The 15,565-nt window shown below is 72.2% G+C and carries 11 protein-coding genes; 7 read left to right on the top strand and 4 right to left on the bottom strand.

The genetic code is table 11. The annotated features are described in order from the left end of the window. Positions 1–268: 268 nt before the first annotated feature. From FL311_RS18210 to FL311_RS18190, 5 genes are all read left to right on the top strand, one after another. Positions 269–904 carry an RNA polymerase sigma factor gene (locus FL311_RS18210; RefSeq protein ID WP_141326493.1) on the top strand — a complete coding sequence of 212 codons (636 nt, stop codon included), beginning with the start codon at positions 269–271 and terminating at the stop codon, positions 902–904. Next, on the top strand, positions 904–1,434 hold the full coding sequence (locus FL311_RS18205; protein ID WP_141326491.1) for a zf-HC2 domain-containing protein: 531 nt from the start codon (positions 904–906) through the stop codon (positions 1,432–1,434). Before FL311_RS18210 ends, FL311_RS18205 begins: the two co-directional genes overlap by 1 nt. Beyond that, entirely contained in the window at positions 1,431–1,949 is a 519-nt protein-coding gene (locus tag FL311_RS18200) for a hypothetical protein (protein WP_141326489.1), read from the top strand. The genes FL311_RS18205 and FL311_RS18200 overlap by 4 nt, the downstream gene beginning before the upstream one ends. Before the next feature lie 117 nt (positions 1,950–2,066). Next, on the top strand, positions 2,067–2,648 hold the full coding sequence (locus tag FL311_RS18195) for a DUF4136 domain-containing protein (protein ID WP_141326487.1): 582 nt from the start codon (positions 2,067–2,069) through the stop codon (positions 2,646–2,648). A 105-nt stretch (positions 2,649–2,753) separates the two neighbouring features. Next, complete coding sequence (locus tag FL311_RS18190; protein ID WP_141326485.1) at positions 2,754–3,896, top strand: chemotaxis protein; 1,143 nt, start codon at positions 2,754–2,756, stop codon at positions 3,894–3,896. A 149-nt stretch (positions 3,897–4,045) separates the two neighbouring features. Here the strand turns inward: FL311_RS18190 and FL311_RS18185 are convergent, their stop codons facing one another. The 3 genes from FL311_RS18185 to uvrA all read right to left on the bottom strand — a co-directional run bounded on the left by FL311_RS18185 (position 4,046) and on the right by uvrA (position 11,211). Then, the gene (locus tag FL311_RS18185; protein ID WP_141326483.1) at positions 4,046–5,047 is read right to left on the bottom strand and encodes a DUF5996 family protein; all 1,002 of its coding nucleotides are present in this window, start codon (positions 5,045–5,047) and stop codon (positions 4,046–4,048) included. A 195-nt stretch (positions 5,048–5,242) separates the two neighbouring features. After that, the gene (locus tag FL311_RS18180) at positions 5,243–5,839 is read right to left on the bottom strand and encodes a glutathione peroxidase (protein WP_141326481.1); all 597 of its coding nucleotides are present in this window, start codon (positions 5,837–5,839) and stop codon (positions 5,243–5,245) included. A 62-nt stretch (positions 5,840–5,901) separates the two neighbouring features. Then, on the bottom strand, positions 5,902–11,211 hold the full coding sequence (gene uvrA, locus FL311_RS18175; protein ID WP_141326479.1) for an excinuclease ABC subunit UvrA: 5,310 nt from the start codon (positions 11,209–11,211) through the stop codon (positions 5,902–5,904). Between the two features lie 182 nt (positions 11,212–11,393). Here uvrA and FL311_RS18170 point away from each other — a divergent pair, with 182 nt between their 5' ends. After that, entirely contained in the window at positions 11,394–12,431 is a 1,038-nt protein-coding gene (locus FL311_RS18170; RefSeq protein WP_141326477.1) for a serine protease, read from the top strand. Here FL311_RS18170 and FL311_RS18165 read toward each other — a convergent pair. Then, on the bottom strand, positions 12,424–13,026 hold the full coding sequence (locus FL311_RS18165; RefSeq protein WP_228556934.1) for a DUF2378 family protein: 603 nt from the start codon (positions 13,024–13,026) through the stop codon (positions 12,424–12,426). The two genes, FL311_RS18170 and FL311_RS18165, sit on opposite strands and share 8 nt — an antisense overlap. A gap of 221 nt (positions 13,027–13,247) precedes the next feature. Between FL311_RS18165 and FL311_RS18160 the strand changes: the two genes are divergently transcribed. After that, positions 13,248–15,464, top strand: coding sequence for a PAS domain S-box protein (locus tag FL311_RS18160; RefSeq protein WP_228556933.1), 2,217 nt, complete (start codon positions 13,248–13,250; stop codon positions 15,462–15,464). Positions 15,465–15,565 lie beyond the last annotated feature (101 nt).

The following is a 15,565-nucleotide window of genomic DNA, read 5'->3' as shown; positions in this document are numbered from 1 at the left end:
CACCCGAACCTGCCCGCCCACCCGGCGCAGCATGTTCAGGCGCGCGATGAGCACGCCCCCCTTGATGCGAGAGCCCGAGCCTTCCAGAACCATGAGAAGTCCGTGGGTTGCACCAACCTCACGCATTGTGACAGCCGGGTGGCGGAGGCAGCAACCATCCCCCTGCCCGGCCGTCCCTCAACACGCTGTTATTTCGAGGGAAACATGATTTCAGACTCACCGCGGCCGTGAAAAATAACCTGGGGAGGGGCTGGGGGTTGAGGCAGTCGTGAGCATCAGGGAGACAGGCGGCCAGGTGGTGGCGATGCCGTCTCGCCGGCTGGCCCTGGAGGGGGCACCGGACGAGGTGCTGTGCCGCGCCTTCCTGGACGGGGAGACGGCGGCGTTCGAGGTGCTGGTGCTGCGGCACCGGGCGCTCGTCTTCTCGCTGGTGCGCCGCTACACGACGCGGCCCGAGGACGCCGCGGACCTGACGCAGGGCGCGTTCCTGCGCGCGCTGGAGGCCTCGCGCCGGGTGTTCTCGCGCTTCACGCCGACGGGGCCGGCGCCGTTCCGGGCGTGGCTGGTGCGAATCGCGCTCAACCTGGCGAAGAACCACGCGCGCCAGGGGCAGCGGTGGCGGCCGGTGCTGGTGGAGGCCCCCCGCGAGGACGTGGCCGAGGCGCCCGGGGAATCCGCGCAGGACGGGCTGGAGCGGGCCGAGCGGGCTCGGAAGGTGCGCGAGGAGGTCCTCACCCTGCCCCGTCGTCAGCGCGAGGTGCTGACGCTGCGCGTGGACGCGGGCCTGGCGTTCAAGGACATCGCGCAGACGCTCGGCATCACCGAGAACAATGCGAAGGTTCAGTTCCACCATGCGGTGAAGCGCCTGAAGGCGCGGGTGGGTGAACCGGAGGAGAAGCACTGATGGCCGCATGCCCGGACATGGAAGCCCGACTGGACCTGCACGCCGCGGGGGCCCTGGAGCCCGAGGAGTCGGTGCCGCTGCTGCGGCACGTGGAGGCGTGCGCGGGGTGCCGCGAGGCGCTCGCGCAGTCGATGGAGGTGCTGTCGCTGGTGGCGCTGCCCGCGCCGACGGCCGCGGAGAAGGCCGCGCAGGACACCGTCCCCCAGCGCGCGCTGGAGACGTGGAAGCGCGAGCACATGAGCCAGACGCTGCGACGGCGCACGGTGGGCTCGCTGCTGGCCGCGGCGGCGGTGGTCGCGGCGATGGTGCTGATGCCGGGCCTGCCGCGTCCGTGGACGACGCAGGGGGCCTCCCCCACCGAGCCCGCCGAGGTCCGCGCCGAGGAGCGCGCGGTGGAGGCGCAGACGCTCGCGGACTTCGAGGCCTGGGCGGGGCTGGAGCCGCTGGAGGCCGGGGCGACGTGGGAAGACGAGGAGTCCTTCGAGGACCTCGAGAGCTGGGACGACGACCTGCTGGGAGAGACGTTGTGAAGACGATGACGCGCACGTCGTGGGTGATGCTGTCCGTGGTGCTCGTGCCCTGGCTGGCGCTGGCGAAGCCCGGTGACAAGGGCGAGGAGCGCTCCGCGCGCGTGACCGAGCGGATGGAGCGCCTGGAGAAGCGGCTGCGGCTGCGGCAGGTGCTGGCGCTGTCGGAGGCGCTGGAGCTGGACAACCAGCAGGCGCTGAAGATGGAGCAGACGCTGCGCCAGTTCGACGAGAAGCGCAGGCCCCTGCGCGAGCAGGTGCGGGAGGCCGCGCGCACGCTGCACCAGGCGGCCCGGGGTGACAGCGCGGCGCTGGCGCAGGTGGACGCGGCCGCGCAGCGCGCCTTCGAGGCCCGTGAGCGCATCACCGTGCTGGACCGGGAGATGTACCAGGCGCTGGCGAAGGAGCTGCCCGCGGACAAGCGGGCGAAGCTGGCGCTCACCCTGGCCAGGGACGGTGGCCGGATGAAGCGGCCCTGGAGGGGCGAGGGGCCGGGCGACGCGGGCGCGGACGACTGAGCGCGGGTGCGCCCCGGGTCCGGGACAAACAGGCATCCAACCCGGAGTGCGGCGCGGGGGCATGACTACCGTCAGGGAGCCGACGGCGCGTGTCGCGCCGTCACCGAGGAGGCTTCCATGCGTCCGCTGATTCGACTCGCGCCCCTGTTGATGGCGTGTGCCCTCACGGCCTGCGCCGGCATCGACGTGAGCACGAACTACGACCCGAGCGCCGTCCAGCAGCTCGACGGCTACAAGACCTACGCGTGGCTGCCGCAGCCCCAGGGCAGCGACAAGCGCGTGTACAACCCCATCGTCGGCGGTGAGGTGGAGCGGGCGGCGGACGCCTATCTCCAGTCGCACGGCTACCAGAAGGTGGAGGCCAATCCGGACTTCCTCCTCGGCTGGCACGGGGCCATCGACAACAAGCTGGAGGCGGACACCGTCAACGCGTACTACGGCTATCCGTACGACCCGATGTGGGATCCGTTCTACGGGGGCGGCCCGGTGGCCATGTCGGCGCCGGAGACGGTGGTGCGCGAGTACGAGCAGGGGACGCTGATCATCGACGTGGTCGACGCCCAGTCGAAGAAGCTGGTGTGGCGCGGCCAGGCCCAGTCGGAGATCGACGACAGCGCCAAGGCGGAGAAGCAGCAGTCGCGCATCAACCAGTCGGTGGAGGAGATCCTCGAGCGCTTCCCGCCCCGGGGTGGGAAGTAGTGAGGTGCGCGTGTCCGGCGCCGGGGCGTCGGACGCCGGACACGCCCGCTGTCCTGGAGGTCCGGTCGTGACGTGGCGGGGACGTGAGCAGCTTGAGCCGGCTCCATGTCCCCTCCGCGCCGACTCGTTGGATGCGTCCTGCTGCTCCTCTGGGTGAGCGGCTGCTCCGTCGCGGCGCCCCGCTCGGAGCTGGTGCGGCGGGTGGGACGTTCAGACCTGTCCGTCGAGGCGCTGCGCGTCCGCGTGCGGGACATGGCCCGGCGCTTCTCGGGGTTGTTGGAGGCCTCCGCGGATGAAATCGCGGCGGAGTCCGGCTCCGAGGAGGTGCGCGCGGCGATGACGCGGTTCAAGATCAACGCGGTGCCCGCGATGCAGGCGGCCCTGCTCCAGCCGGACCCCGTGGCGGCGCTGGTGGATGCGTGGGCGCTGCTCGCGCAGCTCGAGCTCGCCCTGCCCCCGCGGGCGACGGGCGCGGGCGCGTCACCGGAGCTCGTGGCGCGGGCGGAGCGGATGTTGCGCCAGCAGGAGGCGGAGGTGGAGGCGCTCTGGAAGGACGTCTGCGGGCGTCAGGACGTGGAGGGCGCGCGGGCGCGGGTCCATGAGTGGGCCGCGGAGCACCCGCTCGTGGGCCCGCTCGTCACGCGGGTGTCCACGGTGTCGTTGCTCGCGGAGGTGACGTCGATGTCCGGCATGGGAGCCCTGGGGACGGCCGGGGTGCTGGTGGAGGATGTCCGGGACCTGACGGCGCGCGTGGACCTGTATGCGGCGAGCCTGCCGCGACAGGTGCGCTGGCAGGTGGAGTCGATGGCGCAGGATGCGCTGAAGGCGGTGCCCACGCGCGAGGTGCTGGCGGACCTGGGGCGTGCCGTGGACACGCTGGAGCAGTTCGGCGCGCTGGCGGCGGGGACGTCCGCGCTGGTGGCGGGGGAGCGGAGCGCGATGTTGTCCGCGCTCACCTCGGAGCGGGAGGCGCTGCAGCGCTTCGTCGAGCAGGAGCGACGGGCCTTGATGGCGGAGGTCGCGGACGAGCGACAGGCCGTGCTCTCCGCGCTCCACACGGAGCGGGTGGAGACCCTTCAGCAGGGCGAGCGCATCGGCCTCGGGATGGTGGACCTGACCTTCCAGCGCGCGACGCTGCTGGTCGACCGGGTGTTCCTGTGGCTGCTCGGGATGACGCTCGTGGGCGTGCTGGGTGGGCTGGGCCTCGCGGCGCTGTTGCTGCGCGCGTGGAGGCGCAAGGCGGGTTGAGTCGCGCGACCTCCCGCCGGGCGCGGAGGCCATGCCCCCGTCCGCTCTCGCCACCCATCCGCCGCTTGCGGCCACCTGCTGAGCGCGGAGCCACGCGGCCTCGTTCGAACAAACCCTCACGAGGCCACGCGGACCGCCACCAGCTCCACTCAGGGACTCGCGTCAGCGGGAGGTTGCTCGGGCAGGGTGACGCTCCTCCACGCGCCCTTCACGCTCTCGGGGATGATGAGGGGCCGCTCGCAACGGGCGCGGTCCCACTTCCCCAGGTCCGCGCACGCGTCGTACGTGGACTGGAAGAAGTCGAGCAGGAAGGCCCTCGGGTCCTTCGCGCGCCGCACGGCCTCGTACGGCAGCAGGAACTCCTTCAGGTTCGCGTCGTACCCCGCCCCCGAGGGCTTCACGCTCGCTTCAGCGAAGCCCTTCGGCTCGGGCGCCGCGTAGCAATAGAACGCCGCGTCGCCGAGCGCCTCGGTGCCGGGCCAGAAGCCCACGCTGCACACCTCCTCGCAGTACGCCTCCGCCGTCACCGCGTCCGCCCCCGGCCGCGCCGGAGCGGGCCTCCCGCCGAAGCGCGTCACCGCCAGGTCGAAGCTCCCCCAGAAGAACTGCACCGGGCTGCACTTGCCCGTGAAGCCCGCGCGGAACTCCTTCATCGCGATGTGGGCCTGCAACAACGCCCGCCACCAGTTGCGCACGTGCCCGGGCACATACGTCGCGTGGTGCGTGTCCTGGCTGAAGGGCGTCGTGTCATCGGGAATCTCCACCGGCTGCTCCCAGATGTGCACCTCCACGCCCAGCTCGCGCAGCGTCGACATGACGTCCCGATAGAACTCCGCCACCGAGCGCGCCATCAGCTCCATGACGCGCACGTCTCCACGGCTCGTCAGGAAGCGCAGCTCGCTGGCCAGGAAGTCGAAGTCCACCTCGAAGCTCCCATTCCCATGGGGAATCAGCCCCGTGGTGAGCCCGCGAGATGTCACGCGGAACGACACGTTCCACCAGTGGTTCTCCGGCGGCGTCAGCGCCAACCGCACCTTGCCGAGCACCTGGGTGTACCGGTGCAGCGTGGCGTAGGTGTCCTTCCACTCCGCGAAGGGAAGCGCCGGCCACGCCTCCTCCCGCGTCCCGAATCCGGATGTCGACAGGGCCATGCGGCTCCCTCCTCAAGGGCCACGTCCACCAGGGACGGTGACCCCAGGGGCACGCCCGCGCCACACGGGCCCCCAGGCCCGCATGCCGTGAGGACGGAGGAAGGAGCGCCGGCCCACGAGGACGCCCAGTCCCTCACGAACGACGCCTCGCCCGCCCGGGCGGCTGTCCCCCCGGGCCGGCGAACGAGCCCCCGCTCAGGGCTGGGCGAGCGCGGCGTCGACGGCCTTGCGCAGCTCGTCGCTCTCCGGCGTCACCTTGCTCGGGAAGCCGGCGCGCACCTGGCCGTCCTTGCCCACCACGTACTTGTGGAAGTTCCACTTCGGCGCGTCGTGGTCCTTCGACAGGAAGGCGTAGACGGGCGACTGGCCCTCGCCCTTCGTCTTCACCTTCTCGAACATGGGGAACGTCACCTTGAAGCGCAGCTCGCAGAACTTCGCGATCTGCTCCGAGCTGCCCGGCTCCTGCCCGCCGAAGTCGTTGGACGGGAAGCCCAGCACGACGACGCCCTTGTCCTTGTAGTCCTGGTAGAGCTTCTCCAGGCCCGCGTACTGCGGCGTGTAGCCACACTCGGACGCCGTGTTCACGATGACCAGGACCTTGCCCTGGTAGTCGGAGAGGTTGGCGGGCTTGCCGTCGAGGCGGTTGGCGGACAGCGCGTGCAGGGACATGGGCTTCTTCTCGCTGGAGGGCTGGGACTTCGCGGGAGTGGACGGCTTCGTCGCCACATCACCGGCCAGGGCCGGGGTGACGAAGAGCGCCGAGGCGACGCACAGGACATGAAGGGTTCGCATGCGGCCGGAAGGATGCCGAAGCCCCGGCCCCGTTTCACGCCCTTCTGTCCTGTCCGTGACAATCACCGCCGACTCCCCGCCGCGCCACGTCGCGAGGACGGGGCCTCCTCGCCCGTGAAGAGCGAGCGCAGCACCCGGCCCGTCGCCGTCTTCAGCTTCGCCACCTCGCGAGGCGTACCCGCCGCGACGATGTGGCCCCCCTCCTCGCCGCCCTCGGGCCCCAGCTCCACCAGGTGGTCCGCCGCGCCGATGACCGACGGGTGGTGCTCGATGACCACCAGCGTGTCGCCGCGGTCCACCAGCCGGCCCATGAAGGTGATGAGCTTCTCCACGTCGCCCACGTGCAGGCCCGTGGTGGGCTCGTCCAGCACGTAGAGCGTGGGCTCGTGCCGCGAGGACGCCGTCAGCTCGGCCGCCAGCTTCAACCGCTGCGCCTCACCGCCGGACAGCGTGTTGGAGCCCTGGCCCAGCTGGAGGTAGCCCACGCCCAGGTCCGCGAGGCACTGCAGCGGCGCCGCCACCTTGGGCAGGTTCTGGAAGACGTCCTTCGCCTCGTCCGCGGACAGCCGCAGCACGTCGCCGATGGACAGCCCGTGGTAGCGCACCTCCAGCGTCGCCGCGTCGAAGCGCGCGCCCCCACAGGCCTCGCACGGCGTCACCACGTCCGGGAGGAAGGACATCTCGTGGGAGATGGAGCCCTGGCCCTCGCACGCGGTGCACCGTCCACCGCTGGCCGTGTTGAAGGAGAAGCGCGCGGCGGAGAAGCCGCGAATCTTCGCCTCGGGGGTCGCCGCGAAGGCCCGACGCAGCTCGTCCCAGATGCCCAGGAACGTCGCGGGCACGGAGCGCGGCGTGCGGCCGATGGGCGACTGGTCCACCGACATCACCCGCTTCACCGCCTCCACACCCTTGAGCGAGTCGAACGGCCCGGGCCGCGAGGACACCAGCTCCAGCGCCTCGCGCAGCGCGGGGTACAGCACCTGTCGAATCAGCGTGCTCTTGCCCGAGCCGGACACGCCGCTGACGACGTTGAGCCGGCCCACCGGCAGCCGCAGGTCCACGCGCTTCAGGTTGTTGGCCCGCGCGCCCTTCAGCTCCAGCCACTGCTTCGGCTCCCCGCGTCCTGAGGGAGGCCGCACCTGGGACGCCCGCAGCGCGAGCGCCGTGGGGGACTCGCCCTGGAGCACCACGTCTGGAGGTCCCTCCGCGAGGATGCGCCCGCCGCCGCGTCCGCCCGTCGGGCCCAAATCCAGCAGGTGGTCCGCCGCGCGGATGGTGTCCGAGTCATGCTCCACCACCAGCACCGTGGAGCCGGTGTTCACCAGCGCGCGCAGGTTGTCGAGCAGCCGGTGCGTGTCGCGCGGGTGCAGGCCGATGGTCGGCTCGTCGAGCACGTACATCGCGCCGGTGAGCCCCGCGCCCAGCTGCGCCGACAGCCGCAGGCGCTGCATCTCGCCACCCGACAGCGTGGCCGCGTTGCGGTCCAGGGACAGGTAGCCCAGGCCCACCCGCTCCAGGAACTCCATGCGCCGCAGCAGCTCCTGCCGCGAGGGCTCGCCGAGCAGCGCCCGGTCTCCCTTGAACTTCCAGCCCCTTACGCGCGCCAGGGAGGCCGCCACGGACTGCTGCACCACCTCGTGGTAGCGCGCTCCTTCCAGGCGCACGCCCCGAGGCACCGGCGCCAGTCGACTGCCGCCGCACTCACGGCACGGCGCCGTCTCGCCCTCGGCCTGCGCTTCGGGGCCCCCCTTCACGCCCGTGCCCTCGCACGACTCGCAGCGGCCCTGCTTCGTGTTGAACGAGAACCAGCGCGGGTCCAGCTCCGGCACCGCCGTGCCGCACCTGGGGCACGTGCGCTCGGTGGACAGGAGCGTCTCGCCCTTCGACGTGCGAATCTTGAGCGCGCCCTGCCCCCAGCCCAGCGCCTTGTCGAACACGTCCCGGGGCAGCTTCGACAGCTTGCCCTCGTGCATCACCAGGTCGATGTCGTGCTCGCGCGTCTTCGCCAGGCGCGGCGGGTCGTCCGTCGAGGACAGCTGCCCGTCGACGATGGCCGTGGTGATGCCCGCGCGCGCCGCGGCGGCGAAGACATCCAGGTATGTGCCCTTGCGCGAGCGCACCGCCGGCGCCAGCACCGTCCCATCTCCCTTCAGCTGGGAGAGCTGCGCGAACAACACCTCCGGCGACGTGGAGGTGATGGGCGTATCGTCGTTGGGGCAGTGCGGCTCGCCCAGCTTGGCGAACAAGAGCCGCAGGTAGTGGGCCACCTCGGTGACGGTGGCCACCGTGCTGGTGCCACCCGCGCGCGAGGTGCGCTGCTCCAGCGCCACGCTCGGCGGAATGGAGCTGACGCGCTCCACGTCCGGCCGGGGCATGGTGGGCAGGAACTGGCGCGCGTACGGGCTGAGCGTCTCCAGGAAGCGCCGCTGGCCTTCCGCGAACACCACGTCGAACGCGAGCGAGCTCTTGCCCGAGCCGCTCGGCCCCGTGACGACGGTCATCTTCCCCAGGGGAATCTTGCAGGACACGTCCTGGAGGTTGTGCTCGCGCGCGTGCTCCACCTCGATGGCGGGCGCCGCGTCCTTGCCCGGCCGCCGCGCCTTCACCACCCGCCCCAGGGGCTTGCGCTCGCCCCGGAGCGCCACCGCCGTCGCGCCCTCGCCGCGCGCCACCGACTCCGGCGTGCCCTCGGCCACCAGCCGCCCGCCGTCCTTGCCGCCCACCGGCCCCAGGTCGATGACCCAGTCCGACGCCTTCATCACCGCGACGTCATGGTCCACCACGATGACGCTCGCGCCCTTGTCCACCAGCGCGTGCAGCGCGTCGATGACGTGACGCACGTCCTCCGCGTGCAGGCCCGCACTCGGCTCATCGATGAGGAACAGCGCGCCCTTCGCCTCACTGGCCAGCGCCCGCGCCAGCTTCAACCGCTGCGCCTCGCCGCCCGACAGCGTGGACAGCGGCTGTCCCAACGGCAGGTAGCCCAGGCCCAACCGCGCCACGGGCCCCAGCGCGCGCTGCAGGGCCGCGTCGCTCCCGAAGTGCTGGAGCACCTCCGCCACCGTCATCTCCAGCACCTGCGCCACGCTGAAGCCCTGGTGACGGACGGCGAGCACCTCCTCCTTGAAGCGCCGGCCCCGGCACACCGCGCACAACAGGGCCACGTCCGCGAGGAACTGCATCTCCACCGTCTCGTAGCCCTCGCCCGAGCACGCCTCGCAGCGCCCCTTGTCCACGTTGAAGGAGAAGTGCGCCGGCGTCAGGCCCCGCACCTCCGCGTCCGGCTCCGCGGCGAAGCGCTCGCGCAGCCGGTCCCACGCCTTGGTGTACGTGGCCGCGTTGCCGCGCGAGGTGCGCCCCAGCGGAGACTGGTCCACGAAGGTGATGGCCTTCACCGCGTCGGCCCCCTCCAGCGCGTCCACCGCGCCCGGGGCCTCCACGTCCTTCACGCCCAGCCGGCGCGCCAGGTGCCGGTAGAGCACCTCGTCCACCAGCGTGCTCTTGCCCGAGCCGCTCGGGCCCGTCACCGCGCACAGCACGCCCAGCGGCACCTTCACCGACAGCGCCTTGAGGTTGTGCTCGCGCGCGCCCCTCACCACCAGCTCACCGGTCCGCTCGCGCGGCGCCCGCTTCACGTCGGCCCCACCCGCGAGCAGTCGGCCCGTGGGCAGGTCCTTGCGCTTCGCCAGCGCCTCGGGAGGACCGTCGAAGCACAGCTCGCCGCCCTCGCGGCCCGCGCCCGGCCCCAGCTCCAGCACGCGGTGCGCGGAGCGGATGACCAGCGGGTCATGCTCGATGACGAGCGCGATGTTGCCGCGCTCCGCCAGCTCCGCGATGGCCTCCGTCAGCGGCGGCACGTCGCCCGGGTGCAGGCCCACGGTGGGCTCATCCAGCACGAAGAGCGAGCCGGTGAGCGAGGTGCCCAGCGCGGCCGTCAGCGACACGCGCTGCGCCTCGCCACCGGACAGCGTGCGCGCCTGCCGGTCCAGCGTCAGGTAGCCCAGCCCCACGCGCTGCAGGTAGCGCAGGCGTCCGGCCAGCTCGCGCCGCGCCAGCTCCCCCTGCCCCGTCGTCGTGCCCAGCGCGTCCAGCCGCGCCAGCGCCTGCGTCAGCTCCAGCCCGTGCCACCCCGGCAGGTCCAACCCGCCCACGCGGTAGGCCCGCGCCTGCTCGTTGAGCCGCGCGCCGCCGCAGTCCTTGCACAGCGAATACGCCCGGTAGCGCGCCAGCAACACGCGCACGTGCATCTTGTACGTGCGCCCCTCCATCCACCGGAACCACGCGCGCACGCCCGGATACGCGCGGCCGTCGTCGTAGTCCCCCGCGCCCTCCAGTACCGACTCACGCTGCGCCGGCGTCAGCGAGGACCAGGGCGCATCCAGGGGAATCTTCTTCTCGCGGCACCAGCGCTGGAGCATGCCGCGCTCCCACTCCGTCGACGCGCCGGACCACGGACGGATGGCGCCCTGCGACAGGCTCAGCGCCGGGTTGGGAATCACCTTGTCCCAGTCGATGCCGATGGTGCGGCCGAAGCCCCGGCACGCCGCGCACGCGCCCACGGGCGACTGGTAGCTGAACAGGCCCGGCCGCGCCGCCTCGAACTCGCGCGCGCACTTCGGACACACCAGGCCCCGGCGCACCCGCTTCGCTTCCGCGCCGGGCAACAGCACCACCGCCTCGCCCTCGGCGCGGTGCCACGCGTCCTCCAGCGCCTGCGTCACCCGCCCCACCTGGGACGACGACAGCTTCACCCGGTCCACCAGCACGCGGGCGATGCCCGCCGGATCCGTGGCCTCCGAGGGCTTGAGCGACTCCAGCTCCCGCACCTCGCCCTGCACCACCAGCCGGTGGTAGCCGTCCTTCAACAGGCGCGCGCGCACGTCCAGGAACGACGCCGTGTCGGGGATGCGCAGCGGGAAGGCGATGAGCGCCGCGGCATCCGGGGACTCGGCCGCCAGCGCGCGGGCCGCCACGCCCGCGTCGGTGCGCACCGCCTCCACCCCGCAGGCGGGACACACGGGCATCGCCTCGCGCGTGAAGAGCGCGGACAGGTATGGCTCCACGTCCGCCAGCGTCGCCACCGTGGAGCGCGAGCTCTTCACCGGCGCCCGACGGTCCACCGCCACGCCCGCCGCCACCGGCTCCAGCGCCTCCATGGGCGGCCGCTCCAGCCGCTCGAGGAACTGCCGGGCATACGGGCTGAAGCTCTCCACGAAGCGCCGCTGTCCCTCGGCGTACAGCGTGTCGAGCGCCAGGCTCGACTTGCCCGCGCCGGAGACTCCGGTGATGCAGACCAGCTCCCCCTCCGCCAGGTCGACGGAGAGGTCCTTGAGGTTGTGGGTGCGCGCGCCTACGAGGTGGGTCTTGTGCATTTCGGGTCGGAGGTTTAACGACCCGACACTCCAACGCCACAGACAAGTGAAGCTGTTTACCGATGCGAGCCCTCCCCGGTTGGGTGGAGGCCGAGCGGCTTGATACAACGGGGGTACAATCGAGCGCGCGAGGGCGGCACCCGGCCCGGTGCCCATCCCAGCCTCGCGACGCAGGAGGCCTTATGGCCGAGGGAGTCGTCGACAAATCCCCCCCCCGTGACGCGCTGTTCTCCGCCTCGTCCTCCCTGGTGTTGCTGGAAGTCGATGGACGCCCCGCCTCGGGCTTCGTCGCGACCGAACAGGGACACCTCGTCACCAGCCTCCACGCCGTCGCCGGCGCCCGCGAGATTCACGCGGTGATGGCGGACGGCACGCGCACGGAGGTGGTCCAGGTCGTCGCCATGGATGACCGCCGCGACCTGGCCGTGCTGCGACTGCCCGTCCCCGAGCTCGCCCCGCCGCTCGACCTGTCTCCCGTCTGCCTGCCCGGCGAGGGGGACACCGTCTATGTCCTGCGGGCCACCGCCAGCCCCGCACCGGAGGTCCGCTCGCAGGAGGTCCGGGCCGTCCAGGTGCTCGGCGACTGGCTCACCCTGCTGGAGCTCACCCGCACGCTCCCCGACGACTTCTCCGGCGGTCCAGTGCTCGACCTGCGAGGCGGCGTGGTGGGCGTGGCCACCGCGGCGCTCGCCAACGGCCGCTCGCTGGGCCTGGTCATCCCCACCCGCTACCTGCTGCCGCTCCTGCAGGGCGCCGGAAGCCTGCCCCTGTCCGCGCTGGAGACGCCGCGCCGCCGCGCCGGCCGCGTGCGCCAGGTGCCACGCCACCCGCTGAGCCTCCTGGAAGGCGCCAACACCGACGCGCTCGAGTCCATCGCCACCACGCTCGGCCACGCCATCAACGCCGGCGCGCCCGCGTACAACCGCGGCGACGTGGACGGCTGCTACCGGCTCTATGCACGCACCGCCGAGAAGCTCATCGCCACGTGCGAGGCCTTCCCCGGCGCCCAGCGCGCCCTGCGCGACGGCCTGTCACGCTGCGCCGGCCTGCAGGACTCCGACGACCGCGCCTGGGCCCTGCGCGACGCCTTCGACGGGCTGCTGGACGTCATCGGCCGCTGGCTCCAGGTCCGGCCCACGTCGCCGCGCCCCTCGCCCAAGTCCAGCCCGGGCACCCCCAGCCTCGTGGTGGCGCCCGCGACCAAGCGCTACCTCAACTAGTCGCGCGCGGCTCCTCCCACCAGACCCGCAGCGCGTAGCCCGCCGGGGCGCGCTCCAGCACCTCCACCCGCGCCGTCACCCGGGTGCGCAGGAGCACGCCCTCCACCACGCCCGCCACGAAGTCCGGCAGCGGGTCCGCGTCCACCACCCGCACGCACCACTCGCGCTCGCGCACGGGCGCAAGCTCCATGCGCATGTCCTCGCGGCCCGCCTTCAGGTACGTGGGCAGCCGCGTCAGGCACCGCTCCGTGCCCAGCAGCGGCGCCGCCGTGGCGAAGATGCGCCCCACCAGCGTCTGCGCGAAGCCCTCCACGTAGGACAGCCCCAGGGCCCGGTTCGCCTCCTCCGGCGTCTGTCCCGCGCACACGAAGCGCCGCGCCACCCCTAGCGCGGCGCGCCACACGGTGAGCGGATAGGACTCCTGGAGGTCCTCTTCGTCGTAGCCGATGTCCTTGAGGGACTGGGCGAACGCCCCGGAGGGCTTCAGGGCGTGCATGAACAGCCCCTCGAAGTTGCGCCGCGGCACGCAGACGGCCACCTGCGCCCTGCGCCCCACCGTCACCACGTCCTGTGAGCCCCGCCGTTCCATGACCATCCCCCCGTGCTTCGAATCCACCCGTCGTCCCGCAGTCTAACAGCCCGCCGGGCGTGAGGCTTTGGTTGCCCTGGAAAACTAGACCCTCGGCGCACTTTTACAACCGGAGGGCTCGTGCAACGATGGCCGTTTGCAATGCGAGGAGTCCCATGCGGGTCCTGATAGTCGCTCAGGGAGGGGCGGACCTGTCGCCACTGGAAACCCTGCTGGAAGAGCGGGGCATGACGGTGGTCCACGTCTCCAGGGACGTGGAGGTGCCAGCGGCATGGCGCGCCGGCCCCTGCCCACTGGTGGTGCTGGATGCACGCGAGAGTGGCTCGCGCATGCCGCTCGTGCGGGCCCTGCGCAGCCTGCCCGGCGGCGCGTCCGCCGTGGTGCTGCTGGTGGGACGCCGCGGCGCGCTGCGGGCCCTGGAGCCGGCGCTGGAGGACGGCGCCGACGAGGTGCTGGCCTGGCCCCCGGACCTGGAGGAGCTGCGGGTGCGGCTGGACATGGCCGAGCGCAGGTACGCGCGGCGCGAGTCCCGCATGGGCGTGCCCTTCGGGGACGAGCTGCGCGACACCATGCTCGCCGTCAGCCCCGTGCCCACCTCCATCACCACGCTGGGCGAGGGCAAGGTCGTCGCCGCCAATGACGCCTACTTCCGCGCCTTCGGCTACACGCGCGAGGAGATGCTGGGCAAGACGACGGTGGACCTGCACCTGTGGGAGCGCCCCATCGACCGCGCGCAGGTGATGGAGCGGCTGCGCCGGCACGGCTCGGTGCGCGGCGTGGACGCCCAGTACCACACGCGCACGGGCGAGGTGCGCCACACGCTGCTCTTCATGGGCCTGGTGCCCTACGCGGGCGAGCCGCACGTCATCTCGTTCTTCCCCGACATCACGCCGATAAAACAGGCGGAGGAGGAGGTGCGCCGCTCCGAGGTGAGCTTCCGCACGCTCATCCAGAGCCTGCCGGACCTGGTCGCCGTGTTCGACCGCAACGCGCGGGTGCGCTACGCCAACCTCAAGGTGGCGCGCGCGCTGGGCTACTCGGACGTGAAGGAGCTGGTCGGCAAGCACATCTCCGACATGATTCCCCCCGAGGACTTCGCCTCCGCGGACGCGCGCATGCACGAGGCCCTGCGCACCGGCCGCAACGCGTTGCAGGAAAGGCGCATGGTGCGCCGCGACGGCGGCATCCTCCACGTGGAGTCCACCACCTTCCCGCTGCACTTCGACGGCGAGGACTCCATCGTCTCCGTCGCGCATGACTTGACGGAGCGCCACCAGATGCAGGCCCGGCTGATGCTCGCCGAGCGCATGGCGTCGGTGGGCACGCTCGCCGCGGGCGTGGCGCACGAAATCAACAACCCGCTGGCGTACCTCACCGCCAACCTCGCCTTCGCGCGCGAGGAGCTCGCGCGCGTGCCCTCCCCCGGCGTGGACGCGTCGTTGTCGGAGGCGCTGTCGGACGCGCAGGCCGCGCTCTCCGAGGCGCAGCAGGGCGCCGAGCGGGTGCGCACCATCGTCCGGGACCTGAAGACCTTCAGCCGGGTGGACTCGGTGGAGGACTCCGTCGTGGACGTGCGCGCGGTGCTGGAGTCCACGCTGAACCTGGCCACCACGGAGATCCGCCACCGCGCGCGGCTGGTGAAGCTCTTCGAGGACGTGCCCCCCGTGCGCGCCAACGAGTCGCGGCTGGGCCAGGTGTTCCTCAACCTGCTGGTCAACGCCGCGCAGGCCATCCCCGAGGGCGCGCCGGACCGCCACGAGATTCGCGTGGGCGCGCGCCTGGGCGAGAGCGGCCGCGTGCTGGTGGAGGTGACGGACACGGGCGTGGGCATCGCCACCGAGCACCTGCCGCGCCTGTTCGACCCGTTCTTCACCACCAAGGCCCCCGGCGTGGGCACCGGCCTGGGCCTGTCCATCTGCCACAACCTGGTGACGGCGCTCGGCGGCGAGATTCAGGTCCGCAGCGCCCCCGGCCGGGGCTCCACCTTCCGCGTGCTGCTGCCCTCCGCGGAGCCCGCGCGCGTCGAGCCCGCCCCGCCCGCGCCGCGGCCCGAGCCCGCCGCGCCCGTGGAGAAGCGCGGCCGGCTGCTCGTCGTCGACGACGAGCCCCTGGTCTGCACCGCCCTGGGCCGCACCCTGCGCCCCCACCACGATGTCACCCTGGCGACACGCGCACAGGACGCGCTGGAGCGCATCGAGGCCGGCGAGTCCTACGACGTCGTCTTCTGCGACTTGATGATGCCCGGCATGAGCGGGATGGACTTCTACTCCACCCTCATGAAGCGCCATCCGGAGCAGGCCCGCCGCGTCATCTTCCTCACCGGCGGTGCGGTGACCCCCCAGGCCCGCGCCTTCCTCGAAACCGTCACCAGTCCCCACATCGAAAAGCCCTTCGCGGGACGCGAGCTGCTGTCCTTGGTGCAGGAACGACTGGCCCGCGCCTGATCCGGGTCACTGTCCACCTGTGGAAGAATCGGACAGGCTCACTCGCCGGCTGTCCTTCAATTCCCCAGCGACTCTCCGGGCCTCCCCACCCGGTGTCCAGG

Source organism: Myxococcus sp. AB025B (assembly GCF_006518215.1).
Classification (GTDB): Bacteria; Myxococcota; Myxococcia; order Myxococcales; family Myxococcaceae; genus Myxococcus; species Myxococcus fulvus.
Note: the sequence above shows the minus strand (reverse complement) of the source record. Positions and strands in the feature narration are given on the sequence as shown.

What these genes read in the sequence shown, in the direction of transcription:
- FL311_RS18205 (WP_141326491.1), top strand. Translation starts at nt 904, where the DNA reads ATGGCCGCATGCCCGGACATGGAAGCCCGACTGGACCTGCACGCCGCG.
- FL311_RS18195 (WP_141326487.1), top strand. Translation starts at nt 2,067, where the DNA reads ATGCGTCCGCTGATTCGACTCGCGCCCCTGTTGATGGCGTGTGCCCTC.
- FL311_RS18190 (WP_141326485.1), top strand. Translation starts at nt 2,754, where the DNA reads ATGTCCCCTCCGCGCCGACTCGTTGGATGCGTCCTGCTGCTCCTCTGG.
- FL311_RS18185 (WP_141326483.1), bottom strand. Translation starts at nt 5,047, where the DNA reads ATGGCCCTGTCGACATCCGGATTCGGGACGCGGGAGGAGGCGTGGCCG.
- FL311_RS18180 (WP_141326481.1), bottom strand. Translation starts at nt 5,839, where the DNA reads ATGCGAACCCTTCATGTCCTGTGCGTCGCCTCGGCGCTCTTCGTCACC.
- uvrA (WP_141326479.1), bottom strand. Translation starts at nt 11,211, where the DNA reads ATGCACAAGACCCACCTCGTAGGCGCGCGCACCCACAACCTCAAGGAC.
- FL311_RS18170 (WP_141326477.1), top strand. Translation starts at nt 11,394, where the DNA reads ATGGCCGAGGGAGTCGTCGACAAATCCCCCCCCCGTGACGCGCTGTTC.
- FL311_RS18165 (WP_228556934.1), bottom strand. Translation starts at nt 13,026, where the DNA reads ATGGTCATGGAACGGCGGGGCTCACAGGACGTGGTGACGGTGGGGCGC.
- FL311_RS18160 (WP_228556933.1), top strand. Translation starts at nt 13,248, where the DNA reads ATGACGGTGGTCCACGTCTCCAGGGACGTGGAGGTGCCAGCGGCATGG.